This window comes from Streptomyces sp. NPDC048257, assembly GCF_043201855.1.
In the GTDB taxonomy this organism is placed as follows: Bacteria; Actinomycetota; Actinomycetes; order Streptomycetales; family Streptomycetaceae; genus Streptomyces.
The window spans coordinates 17,803-36,340 of record NZ_JBICZI010000029.1 but is presented as its reverse complement, the minus strand read 5'-3'; the positions used below and the strand labels follow the sequence as shown (position 1 = coordinate 36,340).

Genomic DNA, 18,538 nt, shown 5'->3' with positions numbered 1-18,538 from the left:
GATGGAGCAACTTCCCACCTCTCCTGGTGAGCGGCCCGAGGAGACGGGCGCCCCCCTCGAGTCGACGTACACGGCCTCGGCCACGATCAACGAGCAGGGCATCGTCACCGAGTGGAGCGAGGGTGCCACTCGGCTGCTCGGCTACGTGCCGTCCGAGGTAGTGGGACTGCCCGCCGCCCACCGGCTCGCCGACGTCCTCAACGACTCGGCGCGGCAGGTGCCGTCCGGGCAGGAGCGGTGGAGCGGCACGGTGGCTCTGCGGCACCGGGACGGTCACCGCATGGAAGTGCCCCTGCTCGCGCACCGCTGGACCTCCACCGCAGGGACCACCAAGTGGTTCGTGGTGTCCGCCGTCGGGAACGCGTCCCGGCCGCCCTGGGACGAACCGCTGAAGGAATGGGCGTTCACCCAGTCCCCCTGCTTCCTCGCGATCTTCGACGCGGACCTGCGGCTGGTGCGCGCGAATTCCGGCATGGAGCGGACGCTCTCCCTCACGGAGGCCGAGATGCGCGGGCTGCGGCTGCCGGAGATCGCGCCGGATCCCGTGAGCGACGAGACCGAACGCAGGATGCGCCTGGCGCTGGACACCGGGGAGCCCCAGTACATGGAGGCCTTCGTCCACCCGACCGGCGGCAGCCCGGAGAACAGCTGGGCCACCTCGCTGGCCCCCTTGCGGGACCCGGACGGCCGGGTGCACGCCGTCTGTCTGGCCGCGCACGACCGGACCGGCGTGGAGAGCGTCCAGCACCAGATGCTCCTGACGGACGAGGTGGACACCGCACCCATCGGGACCACCCTGGACAGTGTCCGCACCGCGCACGAGCTGGCCGACGCCGCGGTCCCCCGGCTCGCCGACTTCGCGGTCGTCGACCTGCTGGAGCCGCTCCCGCGGGGCGACGAGCCGTCCTCCGTCCCGGAGGGCGGGCCGGTCACCGTGTGCCGTGCCGCGGCCCGGTCGGTCCTCGACGGAACCCCTGAGTCCCGGGTCGCCGTAGGGGACACCACCAGCTACCCGCCGCTGTCGCCGCCGGTCGAAGCGCTGGTCGCGGGCCGTGGCGCCCTGTACGGGCCCGCGGATCCGGCCCTCGCCCGGTGGGCGGCCGAGGACCCGGAGGCCGCCTGGATCGGCGAGTACGGGGCCCACTCGATCATGGTGGTGCCGATGCGTGCCGGCGGTGGCACGCTCGGCGTGGCCGTCTTCAGCCGACACCGGCGGCAGGAGCCCTTCCAGCCCGAGGACCTGCGGCTGGCCGGGGAGCTCACGGCCCGGGCGGCCGCCGGCATCCGCAATGCGTACCGGTCCGGCCGCGAGCACACCACCACCATGACGCTGCAGCGCAGTCTGCTCCCGCACACGATGCCCGATCAGGCGGCGCTGGAGATCGCGTCCCGTTACCTGCCCGCCGCGGGCGAGGCGGGCGTGGGTGGCGACTGGTTCGACGTGATCCCGCTGTCCGGCGCCCGGGTAGCCCTGGTCGTGGGCGACGTCGTCGGCCACGGCATCCGTGCCACCGCCACCATGGGCCGCCTGCGCACCGCGGTACGCACCCTGGCCGACGTCGACCTGGGACCCGACGAGCTGCTCACCCACCTCGACGACCTCGTCATCCACCTGTCCGCCGACGAGGCCGACCCGGAGTCCGGCGGGGAGACCGCCGGGGGCATCGGCACCACCTGCCTCTACGTGGTCTACGACCCGGTCATCCGGCGCTGCACGGTCGCCCGGGCGGGCCACCCGCCGCCCGCGGTGGTCTCCCCGGAGGGCTCCGTGTACCTCCTCGACGTCCCGGCCGGTCCGCCGCTGGGCCTGGGGGGCCTGCCGTTCGAGACCATCGAGGTCGAACTGCCCGAGGGCAGCATCCTCGCCCTCTACACGGACGGTCTGCTACAGCCCCGCGACCACGACATCGACGAGGCGCTGGACAGCATGTTCGCGGCGCTCGTGCGACCGGCGGACACGCTGGAAGCGGTCTGCGACCGCGTGCTGACGACCATGCTGACGCACCGCCCGGACGACGACGTGGCCCTGCTCGTGGCCCGGACCCGGGGCCTGCACGCCGACCAGGTCGTCGTATGGGACCTGCCCTCCGACCCCGCCGTCGTCGCCACGGCCCGGCGGCAGACCACCGACCAGCTGACGGCCTGGGGACTGGACGAAGCCGCCTTCGTCACCGAGCTGCTGGTCAGTGAACTGGTCACCAATGCCATCCGGTACGGCCAGCCGCCCATCCAGCTGCGGCTGATCCACGAGAAGAACAGCACCCTGATCTGCGAAGTCTCCGACGCGAGCAGTACCGCCCCGCACATGCGGCGGGCCCGGACCTTCGACGAGGGCGGCCGGGGTCTGCTGCTGGTCGCCCAGCTCGCCCAGCGCTGGGGCACCCGGCATGCGGCCATTGGCAAGACCATCTGGGCCGAGCAGTCCCTGACCGAGTACTGAGGGCGCCTCCAAGCCTGGGCTGTATGCGAGGAAATGTCCCCTGTGACGCGCCTGTGACAGTCGACGGACACGTCCATGAAGTCCCGGCGACAAGCTCTTTAACAGGGACAAACACCGACATTCAGGTATACGTCCCCTGCTTCCGAGGACGTGAGCAGCAGTGATGTCCAACCCGATCCGTCGGAGGAATCATGAGCCTCACCCTCGTCGCCCCGCAGACCGAAGCGCAGACCGAATCCACCGTTCCCACGCTCGCCCCGCGCGAGCAGGAGGCGCTGGGACACATCGCCGCAGGCTGCACCTACCTGCAGACGGCCCGCCAGATGGGGCTTTCCAAGCACACGGTCGACGCCTACCTGCGCCGCATCCGCGCCAAGCTGAACATCAACACCACGGCCGAGATGACCCGACTGGCCATCTCCATGGGGCTGTGACGCAGGTAGGAACTGAAACTCACGTAGGGGGCGAGGCGGTCTACGGGCCGCCGGGCAGGCCGTAGAAGACCGGCCGGGCCCAGACCGGGGGCTCTCGCGGGGGCGCGGAGACCTCCGGGACACCGGGAGGACGCGAGTCCTCCCGCGCAGGCGGATCGGCGTTCGTGCCGATGCCGCCTTCAGTCGCGACGCGAAGCGCGGCCACGAATTCGATGCAGGACCCGTAGCGGTCCTCGGGGAGTTTCGACAGAGCCTTGGTCAGCACGTCTGCGGCGGCGGGAGCGATTCCCGGCCGCCTTTCCGTCACTGGCGGCGGGGGGTCGTACTGGTGCGCCCAGAGCAGCGCCGCGTCCTCCTCGCGCTCGAACGGCGGTCCGCCGGCGAGGGTTTCGTAGACGACGCACGCCAGGCTGTAGAGATCGCACCTGCCGTCCACGGGCCTGCCGGAGATCTGTTCCGGCGCCATGTAGTCGAGCGTTCCGACGAACTCCCCGTCCGTGGTGAACCCGCTCAGCGCCAGCGACTTCTTCGTCAGCCCGAAGTCCGTGAGGTAGATGTGCTCGGGGTGGTCGCTGTCGGTGCCCGCGGCGACCAGGATGTTGGCGGGCTTGACGTCCCGGTGCACGAGGTCGTGGTCGTGGGCCGCGTCGAGCGCCGACGCCACCTGGGCGGCGATGCGCAGGGCCGTCGCGACGGGCAGCGGACCGTCACGGTCCAGCAGCGCGCGCAGGTCCAGGCCGGAGACGTAGCGCATGGCGATGTACAGGACGCCGTCGGTCTCACCGGCTTCGAAGATGGGCACGATGTGCGGGTGGTCGATCGACGCGGCCACCCGCGATTCGTGCGTGAAGCGGCGTCGGAAGGTCTCGTCGCGGGCGCGCTCCGGGGCGATCAGCTTGAGGGCGACCGTACGGTCCAGGCGCAGGTCCTTGGCGCAGTAGACGACTGCCATGCCACCGCGGCCGATCATGCGCTCCACCCGGTAGCCGGCGATCCGCTTCCCGATGAGGCCCGAGGCACGGCCCGCGTAGACGCTGAGGTTGGATACCTCGCTCATCCGCTGCCGCCCTCACCCGGCCGTGTGACGCCGCCGGACGCGGCAGGCCGCTGTTCCATACCTGGAAGTCTATCGACCGGCCCCCGCGGATGCCCGGTCGAACGCACACCGTGACCGGCCCCGAGGGGACCGGTCACGGTGTCGCGAACAGGCGATGCGGTCGACTGCTGCCGACGGCGGTCAGTCGAAGTCGAAGCCGCCGGCCCCGCCCGCCCCGCCGGTGGGGCCACAGCCGAAGCCGAAGCAGAGGCCGGCCTCGCCACCCGTGCCGCCCTTGCCGCCGTCGCCGCCGGGCAGGTTGTTCCCGCCGGTGCCGCCGGTGCCTCCGTTGGCACTTCCGCTGCAGGAGCCGGCGCAGATGCCGCCCCTGCCACCGGTGCCGCCGGTGCCGCCCGGTACGCCGGTGGTGCCGGTTCCACCGTTGGCGCTTCCGTTGCACAGCCCCGCACAGATGCCGCCCTTGCCGCCGTTGGTGCCGTTCACCGCTCCGTTGCACTTGCCCGCACAGACCCGATCACCGACGCGGACGCTTCCGTTGCCCACCTTGACGCTCTTCAGCAGCTTCCTGCCTTCCAAGCGGCCCCCGCCCGGCCGTGCGTCACCGGCGTCGAACGCGGGGGCCGTCTGACTCGACGGGGCGGGAGCCGCCGTGGCGACCGGTGCCATCGCACCGGCACCGATCAGGGTGGCCGAAATGACGAGACCGAGACGAAATTTCGTGGATCGGATGCGCATGAGGTTCTCCGTTGCCTAGGAATGTGTGTCCGGAAGGTGCGCGGCGCCCCGGCCTGCTGCAGGCCGGGGCGCCGGAAATGGGGGCCTCAGGGGCGGAGGTTGTCTCCCATCAGGGCGAACCAGTCACCGTCGACGTAGTACCGCTTCCAGGTGTCGATCTGCTTTTCCGAGATCTTGTACTTGTCGGCGATCTTCTTCGTCATCTCGCCCGGCTCGTCGGCCGCCAGCACGATGAGTGCGATGCGCACCTTGTCCACCACCGACAGGTCGGCCTTCGACTTGTCGGGCAGGTCCTCGAACTTCAGGCAGCCCACTCCGCCGGGCTGGCCGGGCTCGCCCGGCTGACCGGGCTCGCCGCCCCGGCCGCCCTTGCCGCCCTCGCCACCCTTGCCGCCGGCGCCGAAGCCGATGCAGTGCTCGGGCTTGTCGGCCGGGGCCGAGGCGCTGACGCCGGTGGGGGTGTGGGACTGCTGCGACGCCTGCGCGGCGCACGCCGTACCGGTGACGAGGGCCAGAGAGGCCGTGACCAGGATGATCGGACGCTGCCAGGACTTCGTGAACATGACGGGGTTCTCCGTTTCCGCAAATACCGAGGTGGGGGGATGAGAAAGGGGGGATGGGGGGTGGTGACGGGGTGGGGAGGGCGGGGGCCCGGAGGCCCCCACCCGTTGAGCCGGGTACTGCGGTGTGCGGTGTGCGGTGTGCGGTTTAGAAGATGCTGCCGCCACCGGCGCCACCGTTGCCACCGAGGCCACCGATCAGGCCACCGAGGCCGCCGTCTCCGGCCTTGCCGCCATTGCCACCGTTGAAGACGCCGAAGCCTCCGTTACCGCCGTTGCCGCCCTTGCCTCCCTTGAAGAAGCCGTCGCCGCCCCCGCCGCCGTTACCGGCGTTGCCGCCCTGGAGGATGCCGAAGCCACCGTCGCCACCGTTACCACCGGCGCCACCGATGCGGCCCTCGCCGCCACCGCCGCCGCCGCCACCGGCGCCGCCGAGCAGGAGACCGTCTCCACCGGTACCACCGTTACCACCCTTGCCACCGGTGCCCAGGACGCTGCCGCCACCGGCGCCGCCGGAGCCGCCACCGCCACCGACGAGCCCGCCGGTGCCGCCCTTGCCACCGTCACCTCCGGCGCCTCCGGCGTTCGGGAGAGCCGTTGCAACGTGGGAGGTCACGGGGGCCGCCGAGGCCATGGACGCCGGGAGCAGGACACCACCGGTAACGACAGCTGCCGCAGCGGCCAGGGTCGCAATGCGGAAACCGCGACGGGTCGGACGGACAACGTTGCTGGTGTGCATCTTGCGGTTCATGATTTCTCCTACTGATGAAGAGGGATATGTGACCTCCCCGGATTTCCGGGGCGGTGCGGATATAGGGGAGAAGTGATCCTCGGAAAGGATTTCCGTCTCTTCCGTCTGCCTCGTTTTGTTTCCGGTGAGGCCCGCACCACAAGTAAGCCCCGGGGGGCACATCCGGGTCATGTTCCGGAATCTCGGGACTTGACACCCTCATAAACACCGGCTAAAAGCGACCGGCGGCGCCGGTGGGCGGGCGGTACGGGGCGACGCCGAGCAGGTCTGAGGGCCCTGCCGAGCGGCGGGCGGTAGGTGGGGTTCACGCGGGCGAGGCTGCGGGCCAGGGCCACAGACCCGCGGTCCGGCACGGGCCTGCTGCCGACGGCCGGGTCCTACAGGACGGTGCCGAGGCCGAGCAGGATGGCGCACAGCGGGGCGGCGTAGGACGGGGCGGCGTAGGGCGGGTCGGCCTGCTCTCCGCGGCTCAGGGCCACGGCTGCGGCTACGGGCGCCAGCGCAGGCACATCTCCCGCCGCCCCGGCTTCGCAAGCGCCTCGCAGCGGAGCACCAGGACGCAGGCGAGCAGGGAGGCCACCCCCCGGGCCCGCCGGTCCGCTACCGCGACAGCCTCGCGGCGTCAGTACGCCCGCGCGCGCCGTGCCCCGAACCGGCCCCGGCCCGGGGTGCGGGCCGGGGCCGGGGCCGGGGAGGGCTCAGCGGGTCTGGACGAAGGTGCGGCCCTGGTGGCCCTCGGCCGTGCAGGTGCGCTTCTCGGCGGCCGTCATCTTGCGGGTCTTCACCACCACCGCGTTGCTCTTGCCGTCCGTACCGTTCTTGGCCGGGCTGGTGATCGTGTCCTGGAAGAACCAGTAGTAGTGGCTCCACCTGGGGCTGTCGTAGTGGGTCTGCCAGGTGCCGGAGACCTTCTGCATCACCTGGGCGCGTGAGATCCACCCCACCTCGCCCGGCTTCACCGTCATATTGAGCGAGCTGCTCTCGGAATGGCTACTCGACCAACTGTGGCTGTAACTCGCCGTTACGCTCAGGTCGACGATGCCCGCTATGTTGCCTCCCGCCGTGACGGAGACGCCCAGCGAGTCGGTGGAGCCCACCGTGTCGTCCCACGTCATCGACTGGGTGGAGTCGGACGTGCTGCAGTTGAACAGCGAGTTCGACACCTGCCGGAGCTCACCCAGGTACGCCTCCCCGAGCCGGGGCGAGTTGAACGTGCACTTGCCTTCGCCCGAGGCGCAGTCCGCCAGGAGCTGCTGCCGTGTCGGCTGGTCGGCAGCCGATGCAGGGATGGCCTGCGCCGCCGCGACGGCGCAGGCCGCCACCGCCATGGTCAACGCGCGGGCTATGGAGCGCCTGACGCGGTGTGTGGTCATCGTGGTACCTCTCACGGTGCTGGGGGGATCGGTGAACCGCCGTACGGCGGAGGCGAATTCACCCGCAGCCGCCCGCACGTTCGATCACCGCCTGTTGCTCCTGAGATTCTCCCGACCGACCGGAGGGGTACGGTCCGATTGAGTCAACCCGCCGCCGGGCGCAGCACCGCGACCTCCGGGCCGAAGCCGACCACCAGCCGCCCGCCCGGCGCGGCCCCGAGCGCGCCCACCGCGAGCGGGATCACGTGCTCGTTCCCGGCCTCCCGTCCCGTGGCGAGGTCCCAGAACCGCGCGCTCTGCCCCTGCCCCATGGCGACCACCGGCCTCCCGCCGTCACCCTCGCCTCCGGCGGTGACGGCCATCGGCCCGTTCGGGTCCGTGTCTCCGGTCCGGACGCCACCGATCTGCCGCATGGTCGCCAGGTCCCACAGGCGGCCACGGTGCGGTCGGCCCTGCCGTGACGGCGACCGGGCGCCCGTCGAGAAGGGCCGTGGTGATCGCCGAAACCGTTCCGTGTGGCCGGTGCGGGGCGGGCCGTCCCCGTGGGCGTGGGTGAGGTCCCAGGTCCGCAGCGCGCGGTCGGCGCCGGCGGTCACGGCCACCGGCCGCCCGTCCAAGGCCGTCGTGGCCACGTCCAGGACCTTGCCGCTGTGGCCGGTCAGCGGCGGGCCGGCCGGCTTCCCGGTAGTGCGGTCCCGTACCACCACCGTGCCGTCCTGCTCCACGGTGAGGGCGACCGGATCGCCGCCGGAGGAAGGGCTGCTCCCGCGGTCGGAGAGGCAGTGCCACAGGTCGGCGTACCGTTCCGGGCCGGGCGCGAGGGCCGGCGCCGCCCCGGTGGCGCCGATGCTCCGGATCACGCGCATGCCATCTACGCGCTGCCCGTCGTCCGCCAGGTCCCAGATGCGCAGGGTGCCGTCCGCCGCGGCGGTGAGGGCGACGGTACGCCCGTCCGGCACCGCGGTCTCCCGCGCCCGGCCCCGCACCAGGGCTCCGTTCTGGCGGGCGAGGGCCAGGGGGCCGATGAACCGGGGCTCCTCTCCCCCAGGCCGACGGCGACGACGCGTCCGCGCACCACCGTCACGGTGGATACGCCGGGCAGGTGCTCACCGTCTGCCAGGGCCGCGGCGGCCGGGGGGACCTCGACCGGCTCGCCGGTGGCGAGGTCCCACACCCGCTGCTCCGCCCCGTCCCGCGCAGCGGTGCGGCTGTGGCCGACGAGGGTACGCAGCCGCCGGTGGTCCTGCACGGGCCCGTCGGACCACTGCACGGACCACCGCGGAGGGGGCAGCAGGGCATGCACGTCGTCGAGCGCACCCGTGGAAGTCTCGGCCATGCCGCCGAGGCCAAGGGCTGTCCCGTCATCCCTATCACACCGCACACCGCCGGCCGGAGCGTGCGGACCACCACCATTCCCGGCCGTGCGGGCGGGCACCGCGGTGGGGGGCGCGGGCGGAGATTATGCGGGGCGGGTGCCCATGTGCCGCCGGGGCGGATGGCGTTGAGTCGGTCCTGCCGATCGGCCGGCAAGGAATCGACATCAGCCGCGCGACCCGCGCACTCGACCTTCGAGGAGGTGATCCGGATGAGCGTCCTCAAGCTTCAGAACATGGAGGCCCGCACCACGCAGAGTGCTGCCGCCACCGTCAGCCTGACGAGCAGCAACAGCAACTGCTGCAAGTCTCCGCACGAGCCGGAGAACCCGAACTGACCCGTCGGGTCCGTGCGGGGGCTCGGCACGCCCCCGCACGGACCCGCCGTTCCCCACGGCCGCCGCCGGCGGTCCCGCGGACGATCACAGAGGCTGACAGCTGACATGCGCAACGAACGCTGGGTCTACCGCTTCCTCTTCGCGTGGAACGACACCCTCTTCTTCGACCCGCTCGACGTCTTCTACGAGCCGAACGCGGACCACTTCCTCGCCGCGTTCGACGAGGGGACGCGGGCACGGTTCGTCCGCAGCGGCATCTGGTGGAGCCACCGGCACAACCGGGCCCTTCCTGCGCAGGGCTGGAAGATCCACGTGTCGTCGAGCCACCGCCACGTGCGCGAGGTCGCCGCCTCGGTGATCGGGCACCTGACGGAACGCGAGATCGACTTCAAGATCGCGCTCGATCTCAACATCTTCGAGATGCTCAACTCCAAGTCCATCTCCCGGGGCAGCGGCGGCAAGCTCGTCACCGTCTACCCGCGCGACGACGACGAGTTCAGGACGTGCCTGGCCGACCTGGCCCGCCTCCTGGAGGGCGTCGAGGGCGCCTACGTCCTGTCGGACCTGCGGTACCGGGACAGCAAGGCGCTCTACTTCCGCTACGGCCAGTTCCTCGACACCCACAGCGTCGACGTCCTCGGGCGCAGGCGGCCGCGGATCCTCGGACCCGACGGTCCCGTCCCCGACGACCGGCGCCCGGGGCACGCACAGCCCGACTGGGTGCCCTGGCCGTTCGACGACTGGAAGCCCGACGGGGACGAGGACGAGGGGGAGAACGAGCTGCTCGGGGGGCGCTTCCGGGTGACCGGCGCGATCCAGTTCTCCAACAGCGGCGGCGTGTACACGGCCGAGGACACCGAGAGCGACGACCGCCCGGTGCTCCTCAAGGAGGCCCGCCCGCACACCAACATCAACCCCCGCCAGGACCACGACGCCGTGGACATCCTCGGCCGCGAGTGGATGTTCCTGAATCGGCTGGACGGCATCGGCTCGTACCCGGCGCCGATCGCGAAGTTCCGGCACTGGGAACACCACTACATCGCCGAGGAGTTCGTCGACAGCTCCGACATCCGCTCCGTGCTGCTCGAACGCAACCCGCTCGCACGCCCGGGGTTCGACGTCGAGCAGTCCCGGGAGTACCTGCGGATCTTCCTCGCCGTCTTCCGCGGGCTGGCGCGCGCGATCGGGGCCGCGCACGAGCGCGGTGTGATCCTCGCCGACTTCACCGCCGCGAACCTGCTCATCGACCCGGACACCCACGAGGTGACCATCGTCGACCTGGAGGCCTGCCGGCTGGCCGGGACCGTCGAGCACAACGGTGTGAGCGGTGTGAGCGGCGATGCGGCGCTGGAGAAGCCGGTCGAGCTCTACACCCCGGGGTTCAGCCTCTCCCGCAACCGCTTCAAGGCGTACGGGCCGGAGGGCGACCGGTACGCCCTCGCCTCCACCATGGCCTACTTCGTCTTCCCGATCGCCGCCATGTCGTACCTGCGCGAGGACGTCCTCGACCTGTACCGGATCTTCATCACCGAGGGACTGGGCTGGCCGGAGCGCGTCCACGGGCTGATCACCGACCTGGCCCGGGACCGGATCGGCCTCACGGACCTGCTGACGGCCCTGGAGGACGAGGCCGACGACCTGCTCGACCGGGTCGAGGCCGCACCGGAGCCCCCGGTCGTCGAGGAGGAGCTGGGGCTGGCGGACGCGGAGGCGGGGGTGGCCTCCTTCGTCCTGGCCACCGCCGACACCGCCCGGGACACGCTCTTCCCCGTGGACCCCTTCGCCCACGTCACCAACCCGCTGAGCCTGGGCTTCGGCGCGAGCGGCGTCCTGTGGGCGCTGCACGCCAGCGGCGTCCCGGTCCGGCCCGAATGGCGCGCCTGGCTGAGCCGCAGGCTGGCCGGTATCGATCCGGCCCGGTACCCGGACGGCCTCATGAACGGCCTGTCGGGCATCGCCTGGGCGGCCGACTCCCTCGGCCTCGGCATCCAGGCGAGGGAGCTGCTGACGCAGGCCAACCGTCGCGCGGTGGAGAAGGGCGACCACACCTTCTACTACGGCCTCTCCGGGGTCGGGATGACGAACCTGCGCTTCTTCCTGCGCAGCCACGACCCCCGCGACCTCGCCGCGGCGCAGGAGTGCGCGCAGGCGCTGCACGAAACGGCGCAGCGCGATGGCGGGCGGACCCACTGGCTGAACGAGTTCACCGCGAAGGGGCCGTTGACCGGCCTGGGCTTCGGGCAGGCCGGTGTGGCGATGTTCCTGCTGCGCATGCACCAGGTGACGGGCGAGGCACGCCACCTGCGGCTCGGACGGGAGGCGCTCGCCTGGGAGATGGCCCACGCCCGGCCCATCGACGACGACGGCGGCCCGGTCATGTTCGAGCACGAGGGGACGATGGAGCCGTACGTCGAGGTCGGTTCCGCGGGCGTGCTGAAGGTGCTGCTGCGCTACGGGGACACGGACGCGGCCCGCACCGTCCTGCGCGGGCTGGACGTCCGGTACTCGGTGATGCCGGGGTACGCCTTCGGGATGACCGGGGTCGCCGACGCGCTGCTGGACGCGGCCGGGTTCACCGGCGACCGGTCGTACCGGGACACGGCGCTGCGCCAGCTGGACTTCGTACGGAAGGTCTTCCTCTTCGAGCCCGCCGCACGCTTCGGACTGCCGCACCCCGACGGCCGGCCGCCGCTGCTGGGTCTCCCGGGTGACGGGCTGCTGCGCTGCTCGACCGACTACCTGACCGGCTCGGCGGGCGTGCTGCGGGTGCTCCACCGGGTGAACACGGGGGGCTCCGCCGACTTCCTGCTGGACGAGGCCGGGCGGTGAGGCAGCTCTGGCTCACCCTGCGGGGCCACCGGACGCCGTTCGTGGTGATCCTCGCCGCCGAGGTCACCACGAGCGGGCTGGAGGCCCTGCTGCACCCGCTGCTGCTGAAGGCCCTGTTCGACGAGGCGATCCTGACCGCCGACCTCCGGCGCTTCCTGGTCCTCGGCCTGACCTACCTCGCGCTGGGGCTGACCCTCAACACCACGGGGTACTGGATCGCCTGCCGGCGCAAGCGGTTCGAGAACGCGTTCACGCTGGTCCTGGAGACCGAGCTGCTGGCCCGCACGCTGGGCCTGGACGGCCGGAAGGTGTCGCGGGCGGGGAACGCCTCGTACGTCAGCCGCATCCACAACGACGTCTCCCAAGGTGTCCTGCCGGCCGTCGACGTGTCCTTGCGCATCGCGCGGCAGGCGGTCACCTCGGTCGTCTTCCTCGGTGTGCTGCTGTACCTGTCCTGGCAGGCCAGCCTCATCCTGCTGGTGATCGTGCCGCCGCTGGTGTTCGTGAGCAACCGGCTCGGCAGGCGGATCGAGGAGAACACCGGCCCCGAGCGCGAGGCGGAGGCCCGGTACGTCAACACGCTGACCCGGACGCTGGAGGCCTACGCGGCCCTGCGCGGACTGCCGTCGCTGCTGCCGGGCACCCGGGCCGCGAACCAGGACGCGCTGCGCGGGTTCCTCGGCATCACCTTCGTCAACTTCCGTCTGGGGCAACGGCAGCGGACCCTCAGCGACCTGGTGATGAACCTCTCCGACACCGCGTCGATGATCGTCGGTGCCTTCTTCGTCTTCTCCGGCCGGATGTCCTTCGGCAGCTTCCTCGCCTTCGTCAACTCGCTGTGGCGGGCGGTGACCGGGATGTTCGACCTCATCAACATGATCCCGCAGGCCCGCCGGAGCACCGCCGTCCTCGAACGGATCGAGTCCCTGCGGGAGTCGACGGAGATCCCGTACCACGAGGAGGGAACCCTGGTACGGGTCCACGGGGCCCGGGTCGTGTACGGGGACGGGTCCGGGGTGGCGATCGACGCGTTCGAGCTGCGTTCCGGCGAGCACGTGCTGCTGCGCGGCCCCAACGGCTGCGGGAAGACCACCCTGCTGCACATCATCGCCGGAACGCTCGCCCCCGACGCCGGGTCGGTCACCCTGCCGCGCCGGGTGGCGAGCCTGACCAGTCCGGTGAACCTGCCCCCGCTGCCGGTGCGCGACCTCGTTCCCGACGAGCGGCTGCGCGCCGCGCTGGACCTGGCCGCGGCGTCCGGCCGGCTGCCCTCGGAGCTGTCCTCCGGCCAGCGCCAGCGCGTCGGGGTCGCGGCGCTGCTGTGCGAGGACGCGGACGCCTACCTCGCCGACGAGCCCTTCGCGAACCTCGACGACCGCGGCCGGGAGCTGGTGTTCCGGATGCTCCGCGAGCGGACCGAGGGGCGCGCCCTGCTCGTCGTGCACCACGGGGACGCCGATCTCGACGGCCGCTTCGACCGGGTGGTGACCCTGACGGCCGGACACCCCCTGGCCCGGCTCTCCCAGGGGGCGTCTTGTCGATCGGGCCGCACCGCGAGCCCGGCCTGACCGGCAGGACAGCCCTTAGGCCACCAGGTCGCGGGCGGCGGTGGCGAAGGCCGTCCGGTTCGGGTGGCCGGTCTTCTGCAGGAGGCTCGCCACGTGTTTCTCGACCGTGCGCAGCGAGATGTGCAGCCGCCCGGCGATGTCCTTGTTGCTGATCCGTTCGGCGACCAGCCGGGCCACCTCGAACTCGCGGACGGTGATCCCGCACCGGCGCAGGTCCGGCGGCACCCGCTCGGTGCCCGTGCGCCGTTGCCGGACCGACGCGCCCATTCCGCGCAGCAGGGCGCGGCTCGCTCCGGCGACCGCGTGGAGCCCGGCGCCGTGGAAGTACTCCTCAGCCTCGCGCAGCCACTCGACCGGCGTGCCCCAGCCGTCCTCGTACGCCGACTGCGCGACCAGGCGCAGACAGAGCCTGCGTGCCATGGGGAACGGCTCGGCCGCCTCCAGTGCCTTGCCCGCGGCGGCCGTCGCCTCGTCGGGGCGGCCCTCGCGGCCGAGCAGCACGGCGTGCGCCAGGCCGGTGAACTGGTGGTTCCAGCGGGTGCCGGCGGCGCTCGCCCGCGCGACCTCGGCGTGGTGGCGCCGGCCCATGCGGCCGGCGAGCACGCCGAGCAGCAGGATGATGCCGTGCTTGCCGAATCCGCCGATGGCGGGGTTCTCCGCGTCGTAGGCGAGGGCCTGCGCGAACTCCTGCCCTGCTGCCTCGTGCTGCTCCTCCAGCAGGGAGCAGAAGGCCCGCGCCAGCCCGTACGACATCGCGCGCACGCCGGGCGCCGCGTCCAGCAGCGGGGCCAGTCGCTCGAGCGCCCCGCGCATCTCGGCCCGGCGGCCCTGGTGCGCGTACCGTACGGCCTCGGCGAGGCGCAGCATGGCCAGGGGGCGGCCCAGTCCCAGACGGGACGCGTCGGCCGCGGCCTCGCGGATCCGGTCCCGGGCCTCGTCGAACCGGCCGTGCTGGATCCGGTCCAGTGCGAGGACGAATCCGGTCTCGTGGGCCAGCGGCAGCAGGCCCAGGTGCAGGGCCTCCTGCCGGGCCTCCTCGATGCGGGTCGGCAGGCCGTCGTGGCTCGCGGCGACGGTGGCCAGGTGGACGTCGGCGGCCGTGCGGGGTACGGGGAGCCGGCGTGCGAGGGCGATGGCGCGGGCCCGCCTGAAGTGGGCGGCGGCCGTGGGCTCGTCCTGTTCCCGGGCCAGCTGGCCGAGCAGCAGCAGGGCCCTGCACGCCACGTCCGGCAGGTCGACGCGCTGGGCGGCCTCCAGGGCCCCGTGGGCGTACCGGGTGGCGGTGCGCAGCCGGTCGGGGGCGAGCCGGCTCAGTTCCACGTGCACGGCGGAGAGGTCCACGAGGGCGGCGTACTCGTCGGCCGGGCGGCTGCCGAGCAGTGCGCGGGCGATGTCGAGGTGCCACAGGGCCTCGGCGGGACGGCCCGTCAGGGTGGCGATGTCGCTCAGCCGGGCGTGGAGTCCGGCACGTCGTTGCGCGGGGATGTCGTGCTCGCCGCCGTCTCCGCCGAGCGTGTCGAGGATGGCGGCGGGCGCGGGCAGGCGGTCGAACCGCGCCGAGCAGGCGACGGCGTCCAGCAGCCGCTCCAGCACCGTGGCGTGCAGTTCGGGTGCGGTGCCGGGTTCGACGAGCCGGTGGGCCCGGGTGAGCAGTTCCACGGCCCGGTGCACGGCGCCCTCGCCCGTGGCCCGCCCGGCCGCCTCGCAGTACAGGCGGATGGCCTGCGGGGTGTCGCCGGCGTGCTCGTGGAGCCGGGCGGCGTGCTCGCACCACGCTGCGGGCAGCCCGGGGTGGAGGTCGGTCAGCGCCCGCGCCGCTCGCCGCAGGTACCCGGCCCGCTCGCCCGGCCCGAGGTCGTCCAGCAGCGCCTCGGCCGCCAGCCGGTAGCGGAAGGTGTACCACTGCGTGCCCGGCCCCTCCGGGGTGATCAGGTACGAGGCGACGGCGGCACGCAGGACCGCGGAGAACTCGGCGTGGTCGCGGCCGATCGCGCGCTCCAGGACGGGCAGCGCGAAGCGCCGGCCGAACAGGGCCGCCATGCCCAGGAGTTCCACGCCGAGCGGGCCGAGCCGCTCGGCCTGGCGTCTGACGTTGTCCGCGACGGTGGGCGGTACGGAGGGTGTCCGCGGGTCGTGGCCGTGCAGGGCTGGGCGGCCGGCGAGGTCGTGGACGAGTTCCTTGACGACGAAGGGGATTCCGGCGCTGCCGTCCACGGTGCGGTGGACGAGGTCGGGGCAGACCTCGGACGGGGAGATGCGCAGCTCGGCCGCGATGAGCAGGTGCACGTCGGGACGGCTCAGGGGGCTGAGGCCGAGGACCGCGGCGGCTCCGCGCTGGCGGGCCCGCGTGGTCAGTTCGGTGGCCGCACAGGGTGCGCATCCGGTGACGAGGAGGAGTACGGCCGGTTGCTGTCCGAGGTGGTCGAGGAGGTACTCGACGACCGCGAGTGTGCCGGGATCGGCGTCGTGCAGATCGTCCAGGACCAGGAGGCAGCCCCGCCGTTCGCCGACGACGGTGAGCAGGCGCAGCATCGTCTCGGCGACCACGAGGTGCGAGGCGGCGTCGGCGTCCGCGTCCCGGGCTCCGGTCAGCAGCCGGGCCAGCACCGGCCCGTAGCGGCCGAGTTCGCCGGGGTCCGGCAGCAGGCCGGCGCGGGCCAGCAGGAGCAGCGCCTCGATCAGGGGCCGGTACGGGACGGTCGGGCCCACCACGCTGGCCCGCCCCCGTACGGTGACCATGTCGGTCTCGGCGGCCAGGGCGAGGGCTTCGGTGGCGAGCCGGGTCTTGCCGACGCCGGGCTCGCCGGTGACGAAGAGCGCCCCGCCGCGCCCGGACCGGGCGGCGGCCAGCGCGAGCATGATCTGCCCCGTCTCGGTTCCGCGGCCGATGAGTTCCCCTCGTCTCGGGTGCGGGCCGCCGGGTCGGACCGCGACGGTACAGTCCTCCGGCAGCGCCGGCCAGAAGATGGACACCGGCTCGTCCCCTTTCCGGCGGGCTCTCCGAGGCGCCGCCGGGGATGACGATAGGGACGGCGCGGGTGCCCCCTGTAGCCGTCCGTTTGGGGGGCTTGTGCGGGGGGTCAGCCCGCGTCGAGACTGTCCTCCCGTACCCGCTGGGCCAGGTCGAGCTTGGTGTAGGTGGGGCGGCCCGCCTGCTGGTACTTGGCCTTGACCCGGTCGAGGTAGTCCTTGGCGGTGTGGACGGTGATGCCGGCGCGCCGGGCCGCGGACTTCAGGGTGAGTCCGGAGGCGTAGTCGAGCAGGATCTGCCGTTCCCGGGGCGAGAGGCGGGGGCGGGCGGGGCTGTCGTCGTAGGCGCAGGCGAAGGCGAGCTCCGCCGAGAGGGCTCCCCTGCCCGAGGCGAGGTCCTTGATGGCGGCGACCAGGGTCGGCAGGTCGTGGTCCTTGGTCAGGTAGCCGTCGGCGCCCGCCCGGATGGCGTCGAGGATCCGGGAACGGTCCGGCACCGTGCTGATCATCAGGACCCGGCTCCCGGTGCGCAGCAGGCGCCGGATGTTGTCGGCGGGGGCGGACCCGTCGCGCAGGACGAGGTCGAGCAGGACGATGTCGGGCGGGGCGTACCCCACCCGGCCGAAGCCGTACGGGAGCTGCGCGTCCGGTGCGCCGAGGAGCTCCCCGACGGTGGCCGCGGTGGCCACGAGCCGCAGCTCCGGTACGCCGCCCAGCCAGGCCCGCAGGCCGTCGAGGAGCATCCGGTCGTCGTCGACCACCGAGACGGTGATCACCCGGGCCATCGCAGCTCCACCCGTACGCCCTCGCCCGGGGCGGTGTCCACCGTCGCCCGGCCCCCCACCTCGGCCATCCGGCCGTGGACCGAGCCGCGCAGGCCGAGGCCGGGCTCGCACCGGTCGGGGTCGAATCCGGGGCCCCGGTCGACGACGGTGACGACGGCTCCCCCGCGGGCGTCCGGGTTCCGGGTGGCGGTCAGATAGGCGTGTCCGGTGCCCGCGTGGCGCCGTACGTTGTTCAGGGCCTCGCGGACGGCGTCGCCGAGTGCGGCGGCGACCTCGGGCGGCACCTGCGGCAGGTCGTGGTACTGGGCGGTGACCCGCAGCTGGAGGCTCTCGACGGATCCGACGGCCTCCTCCAGGGCCGTGCCGATCTCCCGGTGGTGGACCTCGTCGGCGGTCTGCTGGATCAGCCGGCGCAGGTACGCGGCCTCGCGCGCGCACCGTTCGCGCACCTCGGGGGCGTTGGCGTCGACCGAGCCGGAGGCCAGGGTGGTCAGGGTGGCGAGGACGGTGTCGTGCAGCGCCCGGTGGTGTTCCAGCCGCTCGGCGTAGCGCGCCTTGTGGGCCTCCGCGGCGACCGCGCGGGCGTTGGCCTCGTCGAGGAGGCGTCCCTGGCGGAGCAGGTACCAGCGGAAGAGCCAGGTCATCACGGCCGAGGAGACGATCGAGTTGAGATGGCCGAGAATCACGGCCGGGCTCGCGCCCACCGCCTGGTAGCCGATGAAGTGGGTGACCACGAGGAGGGCGATGACGGTGAGGGCGTGGAGCCGCTCGAGGGAGATGGCGGCGACGGCGCTCGCGGATCCGCCGAGCAGCATGGCCCAGGCGATGGCGGGGGGTTCGCGCACACCGCCCCAGGCGCAGAGGGCCAGCGGCAGCACGCAGCCGGTCACCAGGACGTCCGCCCAGATGTGCCGGCGGTCGAACCAGCCGCGTCGCAGGGCGGCGCCGTAGGTCAGCGCGCTCAGTCCCAGGGCCACGGCGAACCCCACGTACTGCAGGGGGAGTTCGGACCGGCGCTGGGTGACGGCGAGGGCGCCGACCGTCAGATGGCTCGCCCGGTACAGCAGGGTGGCCACGATCATGAAGGACTGGGCGCGGTGCAGGCCCGATCCCAGTCCGCTCGTCCCCCGTAGTGCTCGTATGCGCCGTACCGGTAAGGACAGCAACGCCAAGACCACACCTTCCCGTACCGATTTGCCCGTGACATCTGCCATTTTGCCCTAGCAGGTGCACGTCAAATAGGCGCGTACCGGCCTGCTCACGGGCTTGGCCGAGGGGCCACCACAGGTCGGCCGGAAAGGTGTTTCCCGGTGTCGCCCCGCCGC

The 18,538-nt window shown here is 72.6% G+C and carries 15 protein-coding genes; 5 read left to right on the top strand and 10 right to left on the bottom strand.

Annotation, left to right across the window (positions count from 1 at the left end; translation table 11 throughout):
* Window position 1: 1 nt before the first annotated feature.
* Both ACGFZK_RS33475 and ACGFZK_RS33470 read left to right on the top strand, forming a co-directional pair.
* Window positions 2-2,440, top strand: a complete 2,439-nt coding sequence (locus ACGFZK_RS33475) for a SpoIIE family protein phosphatase (RefSeq protein ID WP_393852617.1) — start codon at window positions 2-4, stop codon at window positions 2,438-2,440.
* A 191-nt stretch (window positions 2,441-2,631) separates the two neighbouring features.
* Complete coding sequence (locus tag ACGFZK_RS33470; protein WP_393852616.1) at window positions 2,632-2,874, top strand: response regulator transcription factor; 243 nt, start codon at window positions 2,632-2,634, stop codon at window positions 2,872-2,874.
* A 40-nt stretch (window positions 2,875-2,914) separates the two neighbouring features.
* Here the strand turns inward: ACGFZK_RS33470 and ACGFZK_RS33465 are convergent, their stop codons facing one another.
* From ACGFZK_RS33465 to ACGFZK_RS33435, 7 genes are all read right to left on the bottom strand, one after another.
* Entirely contained in the window at window positions 2,915-3,931 is a 1,017-nt protein-coding gene (locus ACGFZK_RS33465) for a serine/threonine-protein kinase (RefSeq protein ID WP_393852615.1), read from the bottom strand.
* A 180-nt stretch (window positions 3,932-4,111) separates the two neighbouring features.
* The gene (locus tag ACGFZK_RS33460) at window positions 4,112-4,666 is read right to left on the bottom strand and encodes a hypothetical protein (protein ID WP_393852614.1); all 555 of its coding nucleotides are present in this window, start codon (window positions 4,664-4,666) and stop codon (window positions 4,112-4,114) included.
* 86 nt (window positions 4,667-4,752) lie between these two features.
* Window positions 4,753-5,229 (bottom strand): hypothetical protein, encoded by a 477-nt coding sequence (locus ACGFZK_RS33455; RefSeq protein WP_393852613.1) that lies wholly within the window; start codon window positions 5,227-5,229, stop codon window positions 4,753-4,755.
* Window positions 5,230-5,374: 145 nt separating this feature from the next.
* Window positions 5,375-5,977, bottom strand: coding sequence for a hypothetical protein (locus ACGFZK_RS33450; protein ID WP_393852612.1), 603 nt, complete (start codon window positions 5,975-5,977; stop codon window positions 5,375-5,377).
* Window positions 5,978-6,354: 377 nt separating this feature from the next.
* On the bottom strand, window positions 6,355-6,486 hold the full coding sequence (locus tag ACGFZK_RS33445) for a hypothetical protein (RefSeq protein ID WP_393852611.1): 132 nt from the start codon (window positions 6,484-6,486) through the stop codon (window positions 6,355-6,357).
* Window positions 6,487-6,675: 189 nt separating this feature from the next.
* Entirely contained in the window at window positions 6,676-7,350 is a 675-nt protein-coding gene (locus ACGFZK_RS33440) for a hypothetical protein (RefSeq protein WP_393852610.1), read from the bottom strand.
* A gap of 143 nt (window positions 7,351-7,493) precedes the next feature.
* Window positions 7,494-8,309 (bottom strand): WD40 repeat domain-containing protein, encoded by an 816-nt coding sequence (locus ACGFZK_RS33435; protein WP_393852609.1) that lies wholly within the window; start codon window positions 8,307-8,309, stop codon window positions 7,494-7,496.
* Window positions 8,310-8,935: 626 nt separating this feature from the next.
* Here ACGFZK_RS33435 and ACGFZK_RS33430 point away from each other — a divergent pair.
* From ACGFZK_RS33430 to ACGFZK_RS33420, 3 genes are all read left to right on the top strand, one after another.
* Window positions 8,936-9,061 (top strand): class III lanthipeptide, encoded by a 126-nt coding sequence (locus ACGFZK_RS33430; protein ID WP_199815919.1) that lies wholly within the window; start codon window positions 8,936-8,938, stop codon window positions 9,059-9,061.
* Window positions 9,062-9,166: 105 nt separating this feature from the next.
* Window positions 9,167-11,890, top strand: coding sequence for a class III lanthionine synthetase LanKC (gene lanKC, locus ACGFZK_RS33425; protein WP_393852608.1), 2,724 nt, complete (start codon window positions 9,167-9,169; stop codon window positions 11,888-11,890).
* Complete coding sequence (locus ACGFZK_RS33420) at window positions 11,887-13,458, top strand: ATP-binding cassette domain-containing protein (RefSeq protein ID WP_393852607.1); 1,572 nt, start codon at window positions 11,887-11,889, stop codon at window positions 13,456-13,458. The genes lanKC and ACGFZK_RS33420 overlap by 4 nt, the downstream gene beginning before the upstream one ends.
* A gap of 15 nt (window positions 13,459-13,473) precedes the next feature.
* Here the strand turns inward: ACGFZK_RS33420 and ACGFZK_RS33415 are convergent, their stop codons facing one another.
* The 3 genes from ACGFZK_RS33415 to ACGFZK_RS33405 form a co-directional block, all read right to left on the bottom strand.
* A complete protein-coding gene (locus ACGFZK_RS33415; protein WP_393852606.1) occupies window positions 13,474-16,431 on the bottom strand; it encodes an AAA family ATPase in 2,958 nt (985 codons plus the stop codon).
* A gap of 107 nt (window positions 16,432-16,538) precedes the next feature.
* A complete protein-coding gene (locus ACGFZK_RS33410; RefSeq protein ID WP_393852605.1) occupies window positions 16,539-17,213 on the bottom strand; it encodes a response regulator in 675 nt (224 codons plus the stop codon).
* Entirely contained in the window at window positions 17,201-18,385 is a 1,185-nt protein-coding gene (locus ACGFZK_RS33405; protein WP_393852604.1) for a sensor histidine kinase, read from the bottom strand. The genes ACGFZK_RS33410 and ACGFZK_RS33405 overlap by 13 nt, the downstream gene beginning before the upstream one ends.
* Window positions 18,386-18,538 lie beyond the last annotated feature (153 nt).